Annotated in this window: 16 protein-coding genes and 1 other annotated feature; of the genes, 1 reads left to right on the forward strand and 15 read right to left on the reverse strand. The window is 50.5% G+C overall.

The window, feature by feature from the left end; translation table 11 throughout:
- Positions 1–104 precede the first annotated feature (104 nt).
- A complete protein-coding gene (locus BLS58_RS05615; RefSeq protein ID WP_090396845.1) occupies positions 105–602 on the forward strand; it encodes a hypothetical protein in 498 nt (165 codons plus the stop codon).
- On the opposite strand, the gene yihA is transcribed toward BLS58_RS05615, so the two are convergent.
- The 15 genes from yihA to ilvE form a co-directional block, all read right to left on the reverse strand.
- On the reverse strand, positions 599–1,186 hold the full coding sequence (yihA, locus tag BLS58_RS05620) for a ribosome biogenesis GTP-binding protein YihA/YsxC (protein ID WP_090396847.1): 588 nt from the start codon (positions 1,184–1,186) through the stop codon (positions 599–601). The genes BLS58_RS05615 and yihA overlap by 4 nt on opposite strands.
- Positions 1,173–3,509, reverse strand: a complete 2,337-nt coding sequence (gene lon, locus BLS58_RS05625) for an endopeptidase La (RefSeq protein WP_090396849.1) — start codon at positions 3,507–3,509, stop codon at positions 1,173–1,175. Before lon ends, yihA begins: the two co-directional genes overlap by 14 nt.
- Positions 3,510–3,619: 110 nt before the next feature.
- Positions 3,620–5,275: an ATP-dependent protease LonB gene (gene lonB, locus BLS58_RS05630; RefSeq protein WP_090396850.1), complete on the reverse strand. Its 1,656-nt coding sequence runs from the start codon at positions 5,273–5,275 to the stop codon at positions 3,620–3,622.
- A gap of 162 nt (positions 5,276–5,437) precedes the next feature.
- Complete coding sequence (gene clpX / locus BLS58_RS05635; RefSeq protein ID WP_090396853.1) at positions 5,438–6,718, reverse strand: ATP-dependent protease ATP-binding subunit ClpX; 1,281 nt, start codon at positions 6,716–6,718, stop codon at positions 5,438–5,440.
- 236 nt (positions 6,719–6,954) lie between these two features.
- Positions 6,955–8,286 (reverse strand): trigger factor, encoded by a 1,332-nt coding sequence (tig, locus tag BLS58_RS05640; protein WP_090396855.1) that lies wholly within the window; start codon positions 8,284–8,286, stop codon positions 6,955–6,957.
- Positions 8,287–8,386: 100 nt separating this feature from the next.
- Positions 8,387–9,376: a tetratricopeptide repeat protein gene (locus tag BLS58_RS05645; protein WP_090396857.1), complete on the reverse strand. Its 990-nt coding sequence runs from the start codon at positions 9,374–9,376 to the stop codon at positions 8,387–8,389.
- Positions 9,377–9,407: 31 nt separating this feature from the next.
- Entirely contained in the window at positions 9,408–10,841 is a 1,434-nt protein-coding gene (locus tag BLS58_RS05650; RefSeq protein ID WP_090396859.1) for a sodium/glutamate symporter, read from the reverse strand.
- Positions 10,842–10,944: 103 nt separating this feature from the next.
- A complete protein-coding gene (gene leuD / locus BLS58_RS05655; RefSeq protein WP_090396861.1) occupies positions 10,945–11,526 on the reverse strand; it encodes a 3-isopropylmalate dehydratase small subunit in 582 nt (193 codons plus the stop codon).
- Positions 11,527–11,537: 11 nt separating this feature from the next.
- On the reverse strand, positions 11,538–12,950 hold the full coding sequence (gene leuC / locus BLS58_RS05660; protein WP_090396864.1) for a 3-isopropylmalate dehydratase large subunit: 1,413 nt from the start codon (positions 12,948–12,950) through the stop codon (positions 11,538–11,540).
- Between the two features lie 13 nt (positions 12,951–12,963).
- Positions 12,964–14,037 carry a 3-isopropylmalate dehydrogenase gene (gene leuB / locus BLS58_RS05665; protein WP_090396866.1) on the reverse strand — a complete coding sequence of 358 codons (1,074 nt, stop codon included), beginning with the start codon at positions 14,035–14,037 and terminating at the stop codon, positions 12,964–12,966.
- A 12-nt stretch (positions 14,038–14,049) separates the two neighbouring features.
- Positions 14,050–15,594, reverse strand: a complete 1,545-nt coding sequence (locus BLS58_RS05670) for a 2-isopropylmalate synthase (RefSeq protein ID WP_090396870.1) — start codon at positions 15,592–15,594, stop codon at positions 14,050–14,052.
- On the reverse strand, positions 15,581–16,603 hold the full coding sequence (ilvC, locus tag BLS58_RS05675; RefSeq protein ID WP_090396872.1) for a ketol-acid reductoisomerase: 1,023 nt from the start codon (positions 16,601–16,603) through the stop codon (positions 15,581–15,583). The genes BLS58_RS05670 and ilvC overlap by 14 nt, the downstream gene beginning before the upstream one ends.
- A 25-nt stretch (positions 16,604–16,628) precedes the next feature.
- Entirely contained in the window at positions 16,629–17,147 is a 519-nt protein-coding gene (gene ilvN / locus BLS58_RS05680; RefSeq protein ID WP_090396873.1) for an acetolactate synthase small subunit, read from the reverse strand.
- A complete protein-coding gene (gene ilvB / locus BLS58_RS05685) occupies positions 17,144–18,877 on the reverse strand; it encodes an acetolactate synthase large subunit (RefSeq protein ID WP_090397058.1) in 1,734 nt (577 codons plus the stop codon). Before ilvB ends, ilvN begins: the two co-directional genes overlap by 4 nt.
- A gap of 96 nt (positions 18,878–18,973) precedes the next feature.
- Positions 18,974–19,233: a binding site (T-box leader), on the reverse strand.
- A gap of 78 nt (positions 19,234–19,311) precedes the next feature.
- The gene (gene ilvE / locus BLS58_RS05690) at positions 19,312–20,214 is read right to left on the reverse strand and encodes a branched-chain-amino-acid transaminase (RefSeq protein WP_090396874.1); all 903 of its coding nucleotides are present in this window, start codon (positions 20,212–20,214) and stop codon (positions 19,312–19,314) included.
- Positions 20,215–20,330 lie beyond the last annotated feature (116 nt).

Raw genomic sequence — 20,330 nt, forward strand, 5'->3', positions numbered from 1 at the left:
GAAACACACAGCCATCCTTATTCGCAAATCATGTGTTTTAGGATTGTATACAGTGTTTCCGATCTCACCAATGAACATACACAATAGACAGGAGAGGCTTTTTCGTGAAAAATAACCGGATTTTCCCTGGCATGATCTTCATTGGAGGCGGCTTGTATTACCTCGCCTACGCGTTCGCCCCGCAGTTCGCAAACGAATGGATGACCTGGGAAACATTGCTCGTCTGGCTGGGCGTCGCCCTTGCATTCGAAGGCTTTTTTACAAAATCGGGAGCGGCCGTTTTACCGGGGATCTTTATAATCGGTCTGGGGATTCATTTCCATGCCGTAACGATCTACCCAAACTGGCCGAATGATGTCGGCGTCATCGCTACCCTTTTGGGCATCGCCTGTCTCATCACTTATTTGTTTGCGCGAAAAGACACCCTTTTGCTCGGTGTCTTGCTCATCTGTCTGGGCGCTTTATTTCTCTTTTTCGAACCCGTCGTGGCAAACATCGCGGAAGCCACGGAAACCATCACTTTTATTTGGCCCATCCTGCTGTTGGTGATCGGCGGGTTACTGCTGTTTCGGCGGAAGAACAAAAGGTTTAAACGCCGCTAAAAACGCCCGAGCTCGCGAATCGCTCGCCATGCCTCATCTTTTCCTTCGCCCGTCTCGGCGGAAAACGGGACATGTCCGTCTTCCGGCTCCGGGTCGATGGCGTTTAATACTTGTTTGATGTGTGCATGCCGTTTTGTCTTTCTTACTTTATCCATTTTTGTCAGAACGAGTATGACCGGTATTTCATAATATTTGAGCCAATCATACATCATCAAATCCTGTTCCGATGGTTCATGGCGAACATCAATCAGCAAAACAACGCCTTTCAGCTGCGAGCGGGTTTGCAAATATTCCTCGATCATGCGCCCCCATGCGGCCCGCTCCTTTTTGGACACTTTCGCGTACCCGTAGCCGGGAATGTCGACAAAGTGACAGACGTCATTGATGGCAAAAAAATTCAATGTCCGTGTTTTCCCCGGCTGCTGGGATGTATACGCCAAATTTTTGCGCTCGATGATCGTGTTGATAAACGAGGACTTCCCTACATTGGAGCGCCCGGCAAAAGCAATTTCCGGAAGCCCTGCCTCCGGATATTGTTCGGGACCGACCGCGCTGATGATGAGTTCGGCGTTATTCACTTTCATCCCGGCGGCCTCCCAATGCATATTGAATCACCTCATCAAGGTGGGAAACGAGGTGAATGGAAATGTCGTTCCGAATGCTCTCCGGAATATCTTCCAAATCTTTTGCGTTCTCTTTCGGTAACAGGATGGTCGTTAACCCGGCCCGATGTGCGCTCATCGATTTCTCTTTCACGCCACCGATAAGCAGCACGCGCCCCCGTAAAGTAATTTCTCCGGTCATGCCGACTTCTTTTTTGACCACGCGGCCGGTTAATGCTGAAATCAGAGCAATGGCGATCGTAATGCCTGCGGAAGGGCCATCTTTTGGCGTCGCGCCTTCGGGTACGTGAATGTGGATATCGGTGTTTTCATGAAAGCGTTCATCGATCCCCAATGTATCGGCGCTGGAACGAATATAACTAAAAGCGGCCCGCGCGGATTCTTTCATGACATCTCCGAGATGACCGGTGAGCGTTAATTCGCCTTTTCCCCCGTATATAGAGACTTCAATGGAGAGGGTATCGCCTCCCGCGGTTGTATATGCAAGTCCGGTGGCCGTTCCGATCTGATCCTTTTCTTCCACCTGGCCGTAACGCATGCGCGGTTTCCCGAGCATATCCTCTAGCGTCTTAAGGGTGACGATCACTTTCTTCTTTTCGCCGGTCACGATCGTTTTCGCTGCTTTTCGGCAGATGGCCGCCAGCTCCCGTTCCAGATTGCGCACGCCGGCTTCCCGCGTATAGTAACGGATGACTTTCACCAGGGCATCTTCCTTGATTTGCAGGTTGGTTTTGGACAGGCCGTGGCGTTCCAATTGTTTTGGCAACAGATAATTGCTGGCGATCGCTTTTTTCTCGATTTCGGTATACCCGGCGATCGTGATGGCTTCCATGCGGTCCAAAAGCGGCGCCGGAATCGCCGAAACATTATTGGCTGTTGTGATGAACATCACATCGGAGAGATCATACGTTTCTTCGATGTAATGATCGCCAAACTGGCTGTTCTGTTCGGGGTCCAACACTTCAAGAAGGGCTGACGACGGATCGCCCCGGAAATCCATAGCCATTTTATCCACTTCATCCAATAAAAAAACAGGATTCCTGACGCCTGCCTTATTTATCCCCTGAATGATTTTTCCCGGCAGCGCACCTACATAGGTACGTCTGTGCCCGCGAATTTCAGCTTCATCCCGGACACCGCCCAAAGAAATGCGGACGAATTCACGGCCGAGGGAACGGGCCACCGATTTGGCAAGCGACGTCTTCCCTACCCCCGGAGGACCGGTCAGGCACAGGATTTGCCCGCTGAGGGATTGGGTCAGCTGCTGGACAGCGAGATGTTCCAGTACACGTTCTTTTACTTTTTCCAGACCATAATGATCTTCGTTCAGCACTCGTTCCGCGTTCTCCAGGTCCAGTTGGTCTATCGTTTCTTCATGCCAGGGAAGGGCCACGAGCCAATCAAGATATGTACGAATGACCGAACTTTCCGCGGATGCTGTGGGCACGCGCTCGTAGCGGGCTAATTCCTTGTGTGCCTTTTCTGCAACATTTTCCGGCATATTCGCTTCTTCAATCTGGGCGCGCAGCGTTTCCACTTCCGAGCCTTTACCTTCCTGGTCCCCCAGCTCATTTTGAATGGCTTTCATTTGTTCACGAAGATAATATTCTTTCTGTGTGCGCTCCATGGACTTTTTCACACGTTCGCCGATTTTCTGTTCCAGGTCGAGCACTTCTTTTTCGTTACTTAAAATATCAAGCAATTTTTGCAGACGGCCCTCGATGCTTATCGCTTCAAGGATGTCTTGTTTGCGCTCGACTTTTAAAGGTAAATGGGAAGCAATCGTGTCGGCGAAATGACCGGGCTCATCGATCGCCCGAATCGATTGGGTCGTTTCCTCGGAGATTTTACTCGATGCTTTGGCATAGTGCTCAAAGTGATCGAGAACCGTCCGTTTTAAGGCGGTCACTTCCGCTTGATGGCTTTGCTCGGCCGATAATGGTTCAATGAGCACTTCATAGTATCGGTCGCTGGCCGTGATGTCATTGATCACCGCCCGTTGCAGTCCTTCGACGAGGATACGTGTCGTGCCGTTCGGCATTTTCAGCATCTGCTTGATATAGGCAAGTGTCCCCGTTCGATATAAATCATTGATGGTCGGGGCCTCGACTTCCAGGTCGATTTGGCTCGCCAACAAGATGTACTGGTCATCCTCCATCACTCGCTCAATGGCTTGCACCGATTTATCACGCCCGACATCCAGATGCAAAACCATACCGGGAAAAACAAGGGCACCTCTTAAAGGCAAAAGTGGGATCTTTCGGCTCGTTTCCGTCGTTGGCATCGTCAACCCCCCGTTCTGTGTTCATAGGTTCCATTTTAGCTGAAGAGCAAGTAGGTGTCTATACTTCCGGAGTTCAGATTGCAGAGGCCAGGGGCCGGAAAGAGCCTTTTCTAGGAGGACGATTCGGTGACCGGGACCCCTTGCCTGTTCATATCCATCTCTTCGACGAGAACATTGGAAAACAATTCATTTAACGTGTTAAGGGGCTTTACGGTGATGCCCTCCACTTGATGCACGACTGTTTCATCGTTATCTGCGGGGATAAAGGCGTGGGTCGCACCGGCTTCCTGGGCGGCTGCCACTTTAGAAGGGACACCCCCGACAGGCTTTAATCGACCCCAAATGCTTAATTCCCCTGTTATGGCCGCATCATTCTTTACCTTTCTTTGGTTGACGGCCGAATAGATCGCAGTGGCGATTGCAGCACCCGCGGAGGGACCGTCAATCGGAGTGCCGCCCGGAAAGTTTACGTGGATATCATACCTTTCGACAGGCACACGCAAATGTCGCAATACCGTCATGACATTATCAACAGAACTTCTCGCCATACTTTTGCGCCGAATTGAACGCATTTCATTGCCGGCGTTTTCCTCTTCTGCGATGCCTGTTACCGTCAGCATCCCTTCCCCGCTCGTTTCCTGGGCGGTCGCTTCGATTTCCAACAACATGCCCAGATCAGGCCCGTAGACTGCGAGTCCATTGACCCGGCCGACGACGGGTTCGGGGTGAATATTCTTCTCCGGTCTTCGGCTCAGGCGGCTGGCATGCACCACCCATTCGATATCGGAAACATTTATCGACTCCCTTTCTTCGGTCGTCGCCAGCCCGGCCGCAATTTGTACCGTATTCACCGCCTCACGGCCATTTTTCACATAAGAAGAGACGGTTTCCAGCCCTTGTTCTTCAATGTGCATATTTAAACGTTCTGATGCACTTTTCGCCACGGTGGAGAGTTCTTTTTGCTTAAGCGGGCGAAAAAAAACCTCGAGACAACGGGAACGAATCGCCGGTGAAATCTCTTCGGGCGTTCGAGTTGTCGCACCGATGAGACGAAAATCAGCCGGCAGTCCGTTTTGAAATATATCATGGACGTGCGTCGGGATTGAGGTATTTTCTTCACTATAGTAAGCACTTTCGAGAAATACTTTGCGGTCTTCGAGCACTTTTAACAGTTTATTCAACTGAATGGGATGGAGCTCGCCGATTTCATCGATAAACAGCATTCCCCCGTGTGCTTTTGTAATCGCTCCCGGTTTAGGTTGGGGGATGCCGGCTTGTCCCATGGATCCGGCCCCCTGATAGATCGGGTCATGAACGGAACCGATCAACGGATCGGCGATCCCTCGTTCGTCAAAGCGGGCCGTTGTACCGTCGAGCTCGATAAAGGGTGCATCCCCGAGAAACGGGGAGCCCCCGTTCATTTTTGCTTTCTCCATAATCAGACGAGCGGCCGCGGTCTTACCCACGCCCGGCGGACCGTACACGAGTACGTGCTGGGGGTTGGGACCGCAAAGCGCAGCTTCCAAAGAGCGAATGCCTTCATCCTGGCCGATAATGTCGGCAAACGTCAGGGGGCGAACTTTTTCGGCCAATGGCTCATTCAGGGAAATGGATCGTAGTTTTTGCAGTTGATGCATTTCTTTTCGTGATTCACGATCCACGGATACACGTTGGGTACGTTGATTTTTAAGTAAGTTCCAAAAGTACAATCCGATAACGATACCGAAAAATACTTGTACGAACATAATTAATGACGTGAAGTCCAAAACAGGTTCCTCCTCGCTAATGGTTAGCTCACTGCTCGTTAGTATAACTCTGCAAAACGAACACTATGCCATTCACGAGGAGAAGTAAGTGGAAATTCTGTCAGGGGATTCCCGGATGAGGGGAATTAAAAAACGGCATGGGCTTTACCCATGCCGCCTGTTTTATGCACTTTCCCTCGGTTCATCGAGTTTGATCAATTCGCCGTCTTGCGTAGTCAGTTCCGGTGAAGCTTCACCCAATACACATTCTGCCGTGATCGTGCATTTGGCAATGTCTTCTTTGGAAGGAAGATCATACATGATATCGAGCATGATCGATTCGATAATGGAACGAAGGCCACGCGCTCCCGTTTTTCGGTCGATGGCTTCCTTTGCGATTTCGCGCAGGGCTTCCTCCGTGAAATCAAGCTCAACATCATCGATTTCCAACAACCGCTGATACTGCTTAACGATGGCATTCTTCGGTTTCGTCAAAATCTCCATCAATGCAGATTCATCAAGAGGTTTCAGACTGGATATCACCGGTAGCCGCCCGATAAATTCAGGGATTAAACCATAGCGAAGCAAGTCTTCAGGGAGAATTTTATCAAGGTATTCCGAATCGTCTATTTCCCCACTCTCGGAGTCCGATCCGAAACCGATCACCTTTTTGCCGAGCCGGCGTTTAACGACTTGATCTATGCCATCAAACGCGCCGCCGCATATAAAGAGAACGTTGCTCGTGTCAATTTGGATAAATTCCTGATGAGGATGCTTGCGTCCACCCTGAGGCGGTACGCTCGCGGTCGTTCCCTCGAGAATTTTTAGAAGGGCCTGTTGGACGCCCTCTCCCGATACGTCTCTTGTGATAGATGGGTTCTCCGATTTACGGGCGACTTTGTCAATCTCATCGATGTAGATGATGCCTTTTTCGGCTTTTTCAACATCATAATCGGCCGACTGGATAAGTTTCAGGAGAATATTTTCCACGTCTTCGCCAACGTAGCCGGCTTCCGTTAATGAAGTGGCATCCGCCATCGCAAATGGAACGTTAAGGATGCGGGCGAGTGTCTGCGCCATCAGCGTCTTCCCGCTTCCCGTCGGTCCAATGAGGCAGATATTACTCTTGGCGATTTCGACATTTTCCCCGCCGGAGTTATCGGAAACGGAGGCGTTCACACGTTTATAATGATTATAAACCGCGACCGACAGCGATTTCTTTGAGTTTTCCTGCCCGATGACGTAGTCATCGAGGATCTCGTCGATTTCCTGCGGCTTCGGTACTGTTTCCAGTTCTACTTCTTCGTCCGTGCCCAATTCCTCTTCCACGATTTCCGTGCAAAGTTCAATACACTCATCGCATATATATACACCTGGTCCGGCCACTAGCTTACGGACTTGATCCTGTGTTTTTCCGCAAAAAGAACATTTGAGTTGCCCTTTTTCCTCGTTGAACTTGATCATGTTATTCACCCCTCACTGTATAGTGTACCTTACACCCTACCCTTACTCCCAGTCAAACAAAATACGTTGGCTACAACCTAGGCTACCCATTCTACATGAGCTTTACGTTACAAAAAGCAAATTCATGCGTTTATTTTTGAATAAAAAATACCTGGCTTATCGCCAAGCCCGGTGAACCTGCAAAAAAAGGAAGACACGAGTGTTGTTCGTGTCTTTTTATAGTTTTCTTCCTCAGTTTACGTCTGTTCTTCTTCGGTTTCCCCATCTTCCTCTTTCGCTTCAACCGTTACACTGTTGTCGACGAGGAACTGAAGGGCGGATTGCATACGCAACTCATTTTTTAATGTCTCGATGTTGCCCTGCATCTCAAGAAATTGGCGGATTTCTTCTTTGTCCCTTTGGTTCGCTTCCGCGATCTGCTCGAGCTGTTCCTCTATTTTCTCATCATCAGCCTCGAGTTCTTCGGCATCAGCAATCGCTTCGAGCACCAAATTCATGCGTACCCGTTTTTCGGCTTCCGGCTTAAACTGTTCTTTCATACCTTCTTCGTCCGTGCCCGCCATTTGATAATACATATCCATAGAGATGCCTTGCGATTCAAACTGCTGCTGCATTTCCTGGGCCATCCGGTCGGTTTCACTTTTAATCATTCCATTCGGAACATCGACGCTCGCGTTATCTCGAGCTTTTTCCACAACGGTATCCTGCTGATGGTGTTCTTTCTCATGTTCTTTATTGTGTTCCAGTTCTTCCCGTTTTTGTTTTTTCAATTCGTCGAGCGTTTCGATTTCCTCATCAACGTCTTTGGCGAGTTCGTCATCCAGTTCGGGAAGTTCCTTGCGTTTAACTTCGTGTAACTTAACCTCGAAAGTGGCCGGTTGGCCCGCTAAATCTTCAGCGCCATAATCCTCGGGGAAAGTCACTTCAACGGTTTTTTCGTCACCGGGTTCCATGCCCACCATTTGTTCTTCGAAGCCGGGGATAAACTGTCCGGCGCCCAGCTCAAGCGAATGGTTTTCCGCCTGGCCGCCTTCAAATGGTTCACCATCCATGAAACCTTCGAAGTCGAAGATAACCGTATCTCCTTCCTGGGCGGCTTCCTCTACAACGACGAGGTCCGAGTGTTGTTCGCGGAGTTGTTCAAGTTCGTTCTCAACTTCCTCTTCACTGACCGACGTGTCAAATTCTTCTATCTCGAGGCCTTTGTATTGGCCAAGCTCGACTTCAGGTTTGACTTCGACCGTCGCTTTAAATACGAGCGGCTCTCCTTTTTCAATTTCTTCCAGGTCGATCTCCGGTTGATCCACCGGCTCGATTCCGGTTTCTTCAATAGCCTTGGAATAGGCAGGAGGAACGACAATATCCACCGCGTCCTGATAAAGGGCTTCAACCCCAAAACGTTGTTCAAAAATTTGCCGTGGCACCTTGCCTTTTCGAAATCCGGGGATATCCACATCTTTTTTCACTTTTTGAAATGCTTGATCAAGCGCAGACTTGAATTCGTCTGCTCCTACTTCTACGGTAAGGACGCCTTGATTTCCTTCGCCCTTTTCCCATTTGGCAGTCATTTATATTTTCCCTCCAAGTTTCATAGGTTACGCTCTGGTTTACAACCCCTACATTATAACATAAACCACCATCATTTCAACGCCTACGCAGCAGATATCTTCATCTCATCGCCTTCAGCAACCTCTCTACTTCCGAAGCATCCGCTCCATAATAAGGGATGATCCACTTCTGGTCTTCATCATTTCCCATGTACCTTGTACTTTCTACATGGATGGCTGCGGCCCAATCATGGGCAGCTGCTTCCGGAAGGGGAAAAGGATACTGCTCCATAAGTAACCATTCCAGGATCGACTGCGCCGTTTCATACAACATCGGGTTTTCCTGTGCCAATGTCTCCTCCAGGAGGCTGAAAATAGGTTGTTTTCGTTCGGACTCATAGTCTGTAAAACTGTCCAGTTGCGTCGGAATGATGGTTTTCTCCCGTCCCTGTTTGCGTACGGGAAGGGGTGTGCCTACTCCCCAATCTTTCAATAATAATAAAATCAACGTCTTTAGCATACCCGTCGTGTGATCATGGACAAGTGCTGCCTGGAATGTCGATTTCACACGCGGCCATGATAACTGTTTCAACTGCTGAAAGGAACGCCATTGTTCTTCTGAAGAAAGCGCAAAGATTCCTGCGTCTTTATCGGGTTCATCGGAAAAATCGGCTTCCTCCTCTTCACTCGCTTCCAGCGATAACGGACTTTTTCTCATCGTTTGCGCCGTCGCCAGAAATTGATAAAATTGTTCCGCGTATTTCGCCGGGAGTCCTTGCTTTTGCAGTCTTTCTATCGTATGGACGACCGCGTCCCATTCGCCGAGCTGTACGAGCGCGGAGACATAAAAGAACAGGACTTCATAATATTCGCCCATGCCTGCGTGCAGCATATCTTTAGCCGTTTGCTTACCCTCTTCAAGATATCCCAGTTCGAGCAAACAAACGAGGCGCCCGTAATGCGCCTGCTCATGGGCGTCATCATAGTCGAGAATGTGATTGAAATGCTGTAATCCCCGCTGAAAGTCTCCCGCTTCCAGGGAGCTCAAGCCATCGCTCAGCAGACGCTTGATCGTCCCCGGAAACAGGACGACATTATCATTGTCACGCAAAACCTCTCCACCTTACTTTTTAAACGCGCTATCATTCTTGCACGTCTTGCTTTTCCGCTTTATTTTTCCCAAAGTATAATACGCCCAATAACCAGAAAGCAATCATCAAAATCGTAACGGCAATTAAAACGGGGATCGGTCCAAACTGGATGATAAACGGTATGGACGCAGCTGTCACCAAGCCACCGCCAACCATGGGCTCGAACAGAATTTGTTTATAACCGAAAGCCTTTAAGGCCGGTGATTTGTTTTCGGGATCTACGATGCGCATGAGCAAAATGCCGGTAGCCGCGACCCCCATCGATTGTCCAAGGTCTCCCATACCCCTTTCAAACCAATAACTCGGGATCATGCGCGGAGCGAGATACATGAAAAACACGATATTCAGCGTGACGCCGGCAACTGCCAGAATCGCAAACGGAATAATATTGTCCCCGATAACAGAAAGGCTCAGCGTCGCCATCGCGCTTACGATGAGCAAGTCAAGGGCTATGCCCTGAATCCGGCTGATCGTAGCACTATCCACAATTTCTGCCTTGTCCGTTTTGGCAATCACAATCTGGACAATAATCCCGCCGATCATCGCGATCGGAAACAATGGGACATACTCAAACAGGTACACACCATAAGCACTCCCATACGTCACATCTTCCAGCCAGACGAACGCTTCCAATATGATATAGCCGAGGAAGATGGCCAGACCGACGAGGCCAACGTGGAAAGCTAACGGCTCAATGGAAATGGGCGATGTTGTCAATTTGCCGGCGGACTCGCGGTCCTCTTCCTGGATCACACCTGTCATCTGCGCCGAGGAAATATCATCGGGATGATTTAATGTCTTGGAGACCCCTTTACGAGCAGCCCAGTTAATAAAAATAATACCGACAATGACCCCGCTCAAAATTCCGACTGTAGCCAAGCCAAGAGCTAAATCTTGTCCCTCCGGAAAACCGAGCTCTTCAAATGTGCTGCCTAAGCCTGCCGCAGTCCCATGTCCACCGACAAAACTGATCTCAATGAGCGCACCTACAGCCGGGCTTAAATTAAATAACGGCGTAATGACCGTGATAGCGAGTAAGATCCCCACCACATATTGAGCCCAGGAGATCGTATAACCGAGCGCGACTTGCGGCCCACCCGTTCTCCATATTTCCTGAACTCTCGGAATGGCGAAGCCGATAAACAAACACGCAAATACGACATTAATCAACAGTTCAGGTAACTCGGCCCATACTTCAAACATGTCCTCTGTAAAAAGGCCATGATCGAAGGCCTCGTCGCCGCGGGTTGCCGTCATAATTCGCCCTAAAACTTCAGGGCCGAGCAGCAACGCAAAAAAACCGCCGATAATCGAGCTGGGTAAAAATAGCTTCTGGAAAAGCGGCACTTTCAGTCGAATCCATTTTCCGATAATTAATATAATGCTAATGACCACGAGGGCAAAGCCCGCTACTTCTAGTGACACACATCCTCAACCTCCTTCTCTTTCAAATTTTTCTCTTTCATTCTTCCCTATGTATAACGGTATGAAACAAAAAAAATACGCCCTAGCCCAGGCGTATTCTTTGCTACTCAGCTTTTTCATATGCGCGGATATAATCTTCATACTGAAGCGTGACCCCGATTTCATCCAACCCGTAAACGAGCATGTTTTTCCAGTACGGATCAATCTCAAACGTGTGAATAGCCCCGCTCTCGTCGGTAACTGTTTGCTCTTGCAGGTTGACGTGTAATTGAAACGAGTGGCTTTGCCCTTTTTCCAGCCATGATTGCACGAGTGTCTCCGGCATGCGCAAGGGCAATAACCCGTTTTTAAAACTGTTGTTATAAAAAATGTCACCGAAACTGGGCGCGATGACCACCTGGAACCCGTAATCTTTCAAGGCCCAGGCTGCGTGCTCACGGGAAGAACCGCAGCCAAAGTTGTGGTCGCTGATTAAGATCGAGGCCCCCTTCATATGCGGTTGATTCAAGGGAAAATCGGGGTTTTCCCGATTATCATCCAGAAATCGCCAGTTAAAGAAAAGAAATTGCCCGAATCCGGTGCGTTCGACCCTTTTTAAAAATTGCTTCGGAATGATTTGATCGGTATCGACATTGACATAAGGGAGCGCGGCGACACTGCCCTGATGTTCGCGAAAAGCTTCCATAATCTCCCCTCCTAGGCGTGTTCTTGAGCCTCAACTTCCCGGACGTCTACGAATCGTCCGTGCACGGCAGCGGCAGCGGCCATAATCGGGCTCATCAAATGCGTGCGTGCGCCTTTGCCTTGCCTTCCTTCGAAATTTCGGTTCGAGGTGGACGCACACCGTTCTCCTTCCGGCACCTGATCGGGGTTCATACCCAGACACATGCTGCAACCGGCTGCCCGCCAATCGAAGCCGGCATCGATAAACACCTCGGCCAGACCTTCGTCTTCAGCTTGCCGCTTCACTTGCATCGAGCCCGGAACGACGAGGGCACGAACACCGGGAGCGACTTTTTTTCCTTTTAAATATTTGGCAGCTTCACGCAAGTCACTGATGCGCGCGTTCGTGCACGATCCGAGAAATACGTGCTCAATGCTGATATCGGTCATTTTCGTCCCCGGGGTTAAGGCCATATAGTCAAGAGACTGCTGTATACCTCTTTGTTCCGCTCCCGTTTTCCCGTCCTCGGGAGAGGGAACTTCACCGTCAATAGCAACCCCTTGCCCCGGATTGGTTCCCCAGGTGATCATCGGCTTTACGTCTGAAGCGTCTAAAACGAGGGTGCTGTCAAACGTAGCATCAGCGTCCGTGGCCAGTTCTTTCCACGCTTCCACCTGCTCCTGATAGGCTTCACCCTGCTCGACATTGGGGCGACCTTCCAAGTAGTCAAACGTCACCTGGTCCGGGCTGATCAAGCCGGCACGGGCACCGCCTTCAATCGACATGTTACAAATCGTCATCCGCTCTTCCATCGTTAAGCCGCGAATCGCTTCGCCGCGGTATTCAACGACATGACCGGAGCCGAAGTTCACACCGTATTTGGCGATGAGGGCGAGAATAATATCTTTCGCACTCACGCCAGGCGATAGCCGCCCGTCGATGCGCACTTCCATCGTTTGCGGGCGATTTTGCCATAAACTTTGCGCGGCCAGCACATGTTCCACTTCACTCGTGCCGATGCCAAACGCCAGGGCTCCGAAAGCGCCGTGGGTGGACGTGTGGCTGTCTCCGCACACGATCGTCTTCCCGGGCTGCGTAAGGCCAAGCTCGGGGCCGATGATATGGACGATGCCGTTATTCGGGCTGTCAAGGCCCGCGAGTTCCACGCCAAAATCCTTGCAATTATCGACGAGTACATCCATCTGTTTTTTGGCGATGATATCCGTGATCGATTCCCGGTCTTTGGTGGGCACATTATGATCCATCGTTGCGTACGTCAAATCCGGCCGCCGCACGTTCCGTCCCGCCAGCCTTAAGCCTTCAAAGGCCTGGGGGGACGTCACTTCGTGTACCAAGTGCAGGTCGATATACATTAAATCCGGTTTGCCCTCTTCCTGGTAAACCATATGACGATCCCAAATTTTTTCAATGATCGTTTTCCCCATCGCACTTCCCTCCTTATTCGAGTGCTTTCACGACGGCTTCTGTCATCTCCGTTGTCGTCACCGCTTGTGTCGACTCTGTGATATCCGCCGTGCGATAACCAGCTTCCAACACTTTTTCCAGCGCGTTCTCGATACGAGTGGCTTCTTCTTCCATTTGCAACCCGTACTTTAGCATCATTGCCGCTGAAGCAATCGCCGCTAACGGGTTCGCACGATTTTTGCCGGCGATATCCGGGGCTGAGCCGTGTACCGGCTCATAAAGACCGATGCCGGTCGCGCCGAGGCTTGCAGATGGCAATAGTCCAAGGGAACCTGTTAACATGGACGCTTCATCGCTAAGAATATCCCCGAACGTATTCTCCGTCACGATTACGTCAAAGGCCGTCGGTTGCGCGATCAGTTGCATCGCTGCGTTATCGACGAGCATATGCTCAAGCGTGATATCCGGATACGTTTCTGCGCATTCCGTGACCGTTTCTCTCCATAGTCGGCTCGATTCCAGCACGTTGGCCTTATCAACAGACAAAACCTTGCCCTCTCGTACACGCGCCGCTTCGAAGGCCCGCTCGGCAATGCGCTTGATTTCCGATTGTTTATAGGCAAGCGTATCAATGGCCTGCTCCTCTCCGTCGATCGTTTCGCGTTTTTTCGGCTCTCCGAAATAAAGTCCGCCCGTGAGCTCTCTTACGATCATAAAATCAACACCCGCCACGATGTCTGTTTTTAACGGAGAGGCGTCAATCAGCGCTTCATAAGCTTTAACAGGTCGCAAATTGGCATATAAATCAAGCATTTTCCTGATACCCAACAAGCCCTGTTCCGGTCGTTGGTCTCCCGGAAGATGGTCCCATTCCGGACCACCCACGGCACCGAGGAGGATCCCGTCACTTTCAGCACTGATCTCTCTTGTTTCCAAGGGGAGGGGGTCACCTTTTTCATCGATGGCACTGCCCCCGATCAAACCTTCCCTGAAAACAAATTCATGGTCATATAAACGCCCGATACTTTCCAGTACTTGTATAGCTGCCCTTGTCACCTCGGGGCCTATGCCATCCCCGGGGAGCACGGCAATTGTTTTTTTCGTCATAAAATCCGTCCTTTACGAATGCAGCGAAGGTTCCGGTTGCTCTGACGGCGCTTCGGCGAGAATGCGATTAACGGCGTTCACATACGCGTGAGCGGATGCTTCCAGTACATCGTGAGCGGTTCCCCGACCAATGGACGTTTGCCCCGCATATGTCACATGGACGACGACTTCCGCAAGGGCATCTTCGCCGCTGCTGACCGATTGAATCCGATAGTCATCCAGCTGGATCGGGGACCCTACGATGCGCTCAAGTGTATTGTATACGGCTTCCACACTGCCTGATCCGGTTGCAGCTTCCCGTGTTTCCTGCCCATCCGGCATTTTCATCGTAATCGTCGCTGTCGGAATGTTATGCGTCCCTACGTTCACCTGGAGGGCGAGCATTTCATACGCTTTTGTCTCTTCTTCGAATTTATCGGCGACAAGCAGTGCGAAAATATCATCATCCGAGATGTCTTTCTTTTTGTTCGCCAGCTGCTTGAATGATTTAAAAACGCGTTTCAACTCATCTTCCGGCGGGTCAAAGCCGAGCTCCAGCACTTTGTTCTTGAACGCGTGTTTGCCGGATAGTTTTCCAAGCACGAGCTTATTCGTATCGACTCCTACGAGTTCCGGTGTGATGATTTCGTAGGTCGTGCTTTCCTTGAGCACGCCATCCTGGTGAATGCCGGCTTCATGAGCGAATGCGTTGCTGCCGACGATCGCTTTGTTTCCGGGGACAACATTACCGGTTAATTTGCTTACAAGGCTGCTCGTGCGTTTGATTTCCTGAAGACTGAGACTCTGCTTGGCCTCGTAGTGATCCTGGCGAATGTGAAGGGCGACGGCGATTTCTTCGAGAGATGCGTTTCCGGCCCGTTCGCCGATACCATTAATGGTGCACTCCACTTGATCGGCGCCTCCCTCAACGGCAGCCAGAGAGTTGGCGACGGCCATGCCCAAATCATCATGACAGTGTGTGGATAGTGTGATGTCCTCAGCACCTTTCACATTTTCCTTGACATACTTGAACATGGCTCTAATTTCCTGAGGTGTCGTGTAGCCAACGGTGTCCGGCAAGTTAATGACGTCCACACCGGCTTTGATGACTTCTTCCATGATTTTCGTCAAAAAGGCCCAATCCGTGCGGCAGGCATCTTCCGCTGACCATTGCACGACGGAAAACCGTTCCTTCGCATAACGCACAGCTTCAACAGAGTCCCGGATCACTTCTTCGGGCGTCATCATTAATTTGTGGTCCATATGAACCGCAGAGGTAGCGATAAAAAGATGAATACGCGGGATGGGTGAGTCTTTTAATGCTTCCCATGCGGTATCGATATCGCTTTTCGCGAGTCTGGAAAGCCCGGTCACCGAACTGTTCTTGACGGCATTTGCGATTTGCTGGACCGAGTGGAAATCGCCATCATTGGAAGCGGGGAAGCCCGCCTCGATGATGTCCACGCCGAGACGGTCCAGTTGTTTGGCGATCTTGAGCTTTTCGTCCCGATTGAGGTTAAGCCCCGGTTGCTGTTCTCCGTCTCGCAACGTCGTGTCAAAAAAATCAATTCTCCGCACGTGAAACCACTCCTTTTTGATCGCCTTTGACGAAAGGCATCATCTCACGAAGCTTCTGACCGACGGCCGTAATTTCGTGTTCAAGCTCGCGCTGATTAATGGCATTGAATTCCGGACGGTTAGCCTGATTTTCCAAAATCCAGCCTTTCGCGAATTTACCCGACTGAATATCGTTCAGGATCTCGCGCATTTCCTCTTTCGTATCTTCGGTAATGATCCTTTTGCCTGACTGGAAATCGCCCCATTGCGCGGTGTCGGAGATTGAATAACGCATATACTCCAGTCCACCTTCGTACATGAGGTCAACGATCAACTTCATCTCGTGCAGACATTCAAAGTAAGCGATCTCCGGTTGATAGCCGGCTTCAACGAGTGTTTCAAATCCTGCTTTGACAAGTTCAGTCGTTCCTCCGCAAAGGACCGCCTGCTCCCCGAAAAGATCCGTTTCCGTTTCTTCCCGGAAGGTCGTCGCGATAATGCCCGCGCGACCGGCACCAATTTGTTTCGCGTAAGCAAGGGCGAGATCTTTCGCTTCTCCATGCGGATCTTGCTCGATCGCGTAAAGAGCCGGAACGCCCGCGCCGGATTCAAACGTGCGCCGAACGATATGGCCGGGGCCTTTCGGAGCAATCATGAAAACATTCACGTCGGACGGCGGCTGAATTTGGCTAAAGTGAATGTTAAAGCCATGGGCGAAAACCAATGACTTTCCGGCTGTCAGCTCAGGCTTGATTTGTTTTTCATAGATATCCGGCTGCGTTTCATCCGGGAGGGCGAGCATGAGAATGTCAGCCTTTTCCGTGGCTTCATTGACTTCGTAAACGCTAAATCCTTCCTGTTCGGCTTTCTCCCACGACTTTCCTCTTCGCAAGCCGACGATCACGTCCACGCCGCTTTCTTTTAAGTTAAGGGCATGGGCGTGCCCCTGGGAGCCAAAACCGATAATCGCGACTGTTTTTCCCTGTAGAACACCTTCATTGACATCGTTGTTGTAATAGACTGTTGCCATTTTTACATCGCTCCTTATTCTTGTATTATTGGATAAATGAATACTGCACATCTTGCGAGTGTTGTTTGGAACTTCTTTTTAAAGCGGTCGTGCCCGTTCGCGCCAATTCTTTCAACCCGTACGGTTTAATCAAATCGATGAAAGCTTCCACTTTTTGGTGATCACCGGTCACCTGCAGGGTCATGCTTTCGCGGCCGACATCGATGATGGTGGCCCGGAACGGGCTGGCAAGCGTTTCGATTTCCCCGCGCGTCTGCGGGGTTGCGACGACTTTAATCAATGCCAATTCCCGCGCTACAATCGTTTCATCCGATACGTCCCGGACCTTCAGGACATCGACTTGTTTGTTCAGCTGTTTGATCACTTGATCAAGGCCCCGGTGACTATCGACGTTGAGGACGAAGGTCATTCTGGAAACATCCGGGTTTTCCGTTACCCCAACGGTGATGCTTTCAATATTGAATTGCCGTCGTGAGAACAATCCGGTAATGCGGTTTAATACCCCTGACGAGTTATTGACGGTAGCCGAAATGGTGCGTTTCATGGCCGGATCCCCTCCATTTCATGATGTCCCTTGCCCGGAGCAATCATCGGATAACAATTCTCATCCGCGGTGACACGGAAATCGAATAGTACCGGGCCATCTTCGCGGAGGCCTTGTTTAAAGACTTCACGGGCGTCAGATGGTGTCTCAATTTTGTACCCCTTGATGTTATACGCTTCTGCCAATTTCAGAAAGTCCGGCTGAATCGGGAATAAAGAATGCGAATAACGTTCCTCATAGAAAAGCTCCTGCCATTGCCGCACCATTCCGAGCGACGCATTGTTGACGATCACAATTTTCACGGGAAGGTTCAATTCCTGTAAAATCGACATTTCCTGCAGCGTCATCTGAAAACCTGCATCGCCGATGACAGCAATCACATCGCGATTCGGTTCAGCGAACTGGGCGCCGATGGCTGCGGGAAAGCCAAAACCCATCGTGCCCAAGCCACCGGAAGTCACCCAGCGATGCGGATTCGCAAACCGATAATATTGCGCCGCCCACATTTGATGCTGGCCGACGTCGGTGGTGACGACAGCCTCCCCGTTCGTTTCCTCATACATCAATTCCATGAGCGCCTGGGGTTTCAACGTTTTCTCGTCCCCGTGATACCAGAGGGGATAATTTTTGCTGTACGCCTTAAGATGATCGTGCCAGTCATCATATTGACCGGGTTCGTTGTTAAAACTGAGCAAACTTTTTAACGCTTCTTTGGCATCTCCCACGACCGGAATCGCGGTCTCCACGTTCTTGCCGATCTCCGCCGGGTCGATATCAACATGAGCGATTTCGGCATCAGGGGCGAAATGTTGCAGGCTCCCGGTTAAGCGATCATCAAAACGCGCGCCGATGTTGATGAGCAAGTCGCATTCATGAAGCGCCATGTTGGCCGCGTATAAACCGTGCATGCCGGCCATGCCCAAAAACAATGAATGATCCCCGGGAAAGGAGCCTAATCCCAATAACGTATTGGTCACCGGCAGCTGCTGCTGCTCGGCAAATTCGCGCAGTTCCTCGGCTCCATCCGCGTGCAGGACGCCGGAACCGGCCAGGATCACCGGTTTTTTCGCTCGTTGTACTGCCTGGCTCAACTTTTTGATTTGCAGACGATTAGGCTGTACCGTAGGTTGATAGCCGGGCATATGGACACTCTCCGGATATTTAAATTCTCCTTCAGCCGTTGAAACATCTTTGGGCAGATCGATAAGAACCGGCCCCGGCCTGCCTGTCGTGGCGATATGGAAAGCTTCTTTCATCACGCGCGGGATGTCGTCAACATGCCGCAACTGGAAATTATGCTTCGTGATCGGCATCGTTACACCGACAACGTCCGCTTCCTGAAAAGCGTCTGTGCCGATGACGTTCGTAGCTACTTGACCCGAGATCACGATGAGCGGCAAGGAATCGATCATGGCATCCGCAATACCTGTAACCACGTTTGTCGCCCCCGGGCCCGAAGTGACGATACAGACACCCGGATTTCCCGACACACGCGCGTATCCTTCCGCGGCATGGATCGCCCCTTGCTCATGACGGGCCAGGATATGATGGATGCCCATTTTGTAGATTTCATCATACGTCGGCAGGATCGCCCCGCCCGGATAGCCAAAGATCATTTCCACTTTCTCTTCAGCGAGGGCGCGCAAGACAATCTGACTGCCGTTCATCCTTTTGGCGTCCGCGTGTTCTTTTGCCTTTTTCTCTGTTTGCACCTTAACGTTTGTGCCCATCTCCGTTCCTCCTTCATCGCGTTGGTTCTCCATCATCGGCGCTCGACTCCTTTATTGAAATAAAAAAACCTTTTCACCTCCATTGACCGAGTAGGTCAAAGGGGCGAAAAGGTTTCCGCGGTACCACCCTTTTTTCCGCGCAGTTTTCACTGGCAGACACTTGGCGCGAAGATCGCGCCTTTTTGGGTAACGACCTGGGTATAGTGAAGGCCCGGGCCGGCTGGAACTAGTAATCAATCCGTTCATCCCAGCACTCAGAGGGGAGTTCATCAGAAAGGGCACTACCGCTTCTCAGCTTTGGCGGCTCTCTGTAAAATGCCGGTTTTCTGACTACTTATCCTCATCAGCGTGTTCGCTTATGCTGTTTTTTCCGTTTACGTTTATCTTCTATTCTAACGTGTTATTTATGAATTGCAATAGGGGATTATGATTTTTTAGCCCACTTCGGCTTCCTGAATATATACTTGCATGCCATCCGTTTTTACTTTCTCCCGGAAACGCTCAGTGATATACTCCGTTTCCACTCCCGGTTTTCCATCATTGATGACGCGCCCGTCGACTTTCACGACCGCAATGACTTCAGCCGCCGTTCCCGTCAGAAAAACTTCATCGGCAACGTAAACATCATGACGGGTGAAGGGCTCCTCTTTGATCGTATAGCCTTCTTCTTCAGCTATCTCGATAATGGCTTTGCGTGTAATGCCTTCCAGCGCACCAACATAACCAGGCGGCGTATAGAGCACTTTATCCTTGACGAGGAAAATGTTGTCTCCCGAACCTTCCGCCACATAGCCTTCGTTGTTCATCATGAGTGCTTCGGATACATTCGCGAGATTGGCCTCGATTTTGACGAGAATATTGTTGAGATAATTGAGCGACTTCACCTTCGGGCTCAATACATCCGGCCGATTTCGTCTCGTCGCGACACTGACGATTTCAAGGCCGGTTTCATAAAGTTCCCGCGGGAAAAGCGCCAATTTTTCTGCGATCACGATGACCTGGGCCGTGCCGCAGCTTGCCGGGTCCAACCCCAGATTGCCGACACCCCTGGAGACGACGAGGCGTACATAAGCATCGCGCAGATCATTTTTGCGGACGGTTTCGGCGATGATTTCTCTCATTTCATCGAATTCATAAGGCATCTCGAGCATGATCGATTTCGCGGACTCATACAAACGGACGAGATGTTCATCTAATTTGTACACATTCCCATCGTAAGCGCGAATGCCTTCAAAAACGCCGTCGCCATACAGAAACCCGTGATCGTAAACGGAGATTTTCGCCTCTTCTTTGCGAACAAATTCCCCGTTCATAAAAATCCATTGCTCATCTGTCATTCCATTCTCACCCCGCCTCCTGACTGACCTTCGCTTTTTTTGCAGGTAAGAAAGTATAAACCACTTTCTTATCATGCATAAGTGCAACTAAGGCTTATCGCCTTAAAGGCTTGGCG

The sequence above is a fragment of the Natribacillus halophilus genome, from assembly GCF_900100185.1.
Classification (GTDB): domain Bacteria; phylum Bacillota; class Bacilli; order Bacillales; family Marinococcaceae; genus Natribacillus; species Natribacillus halophilus.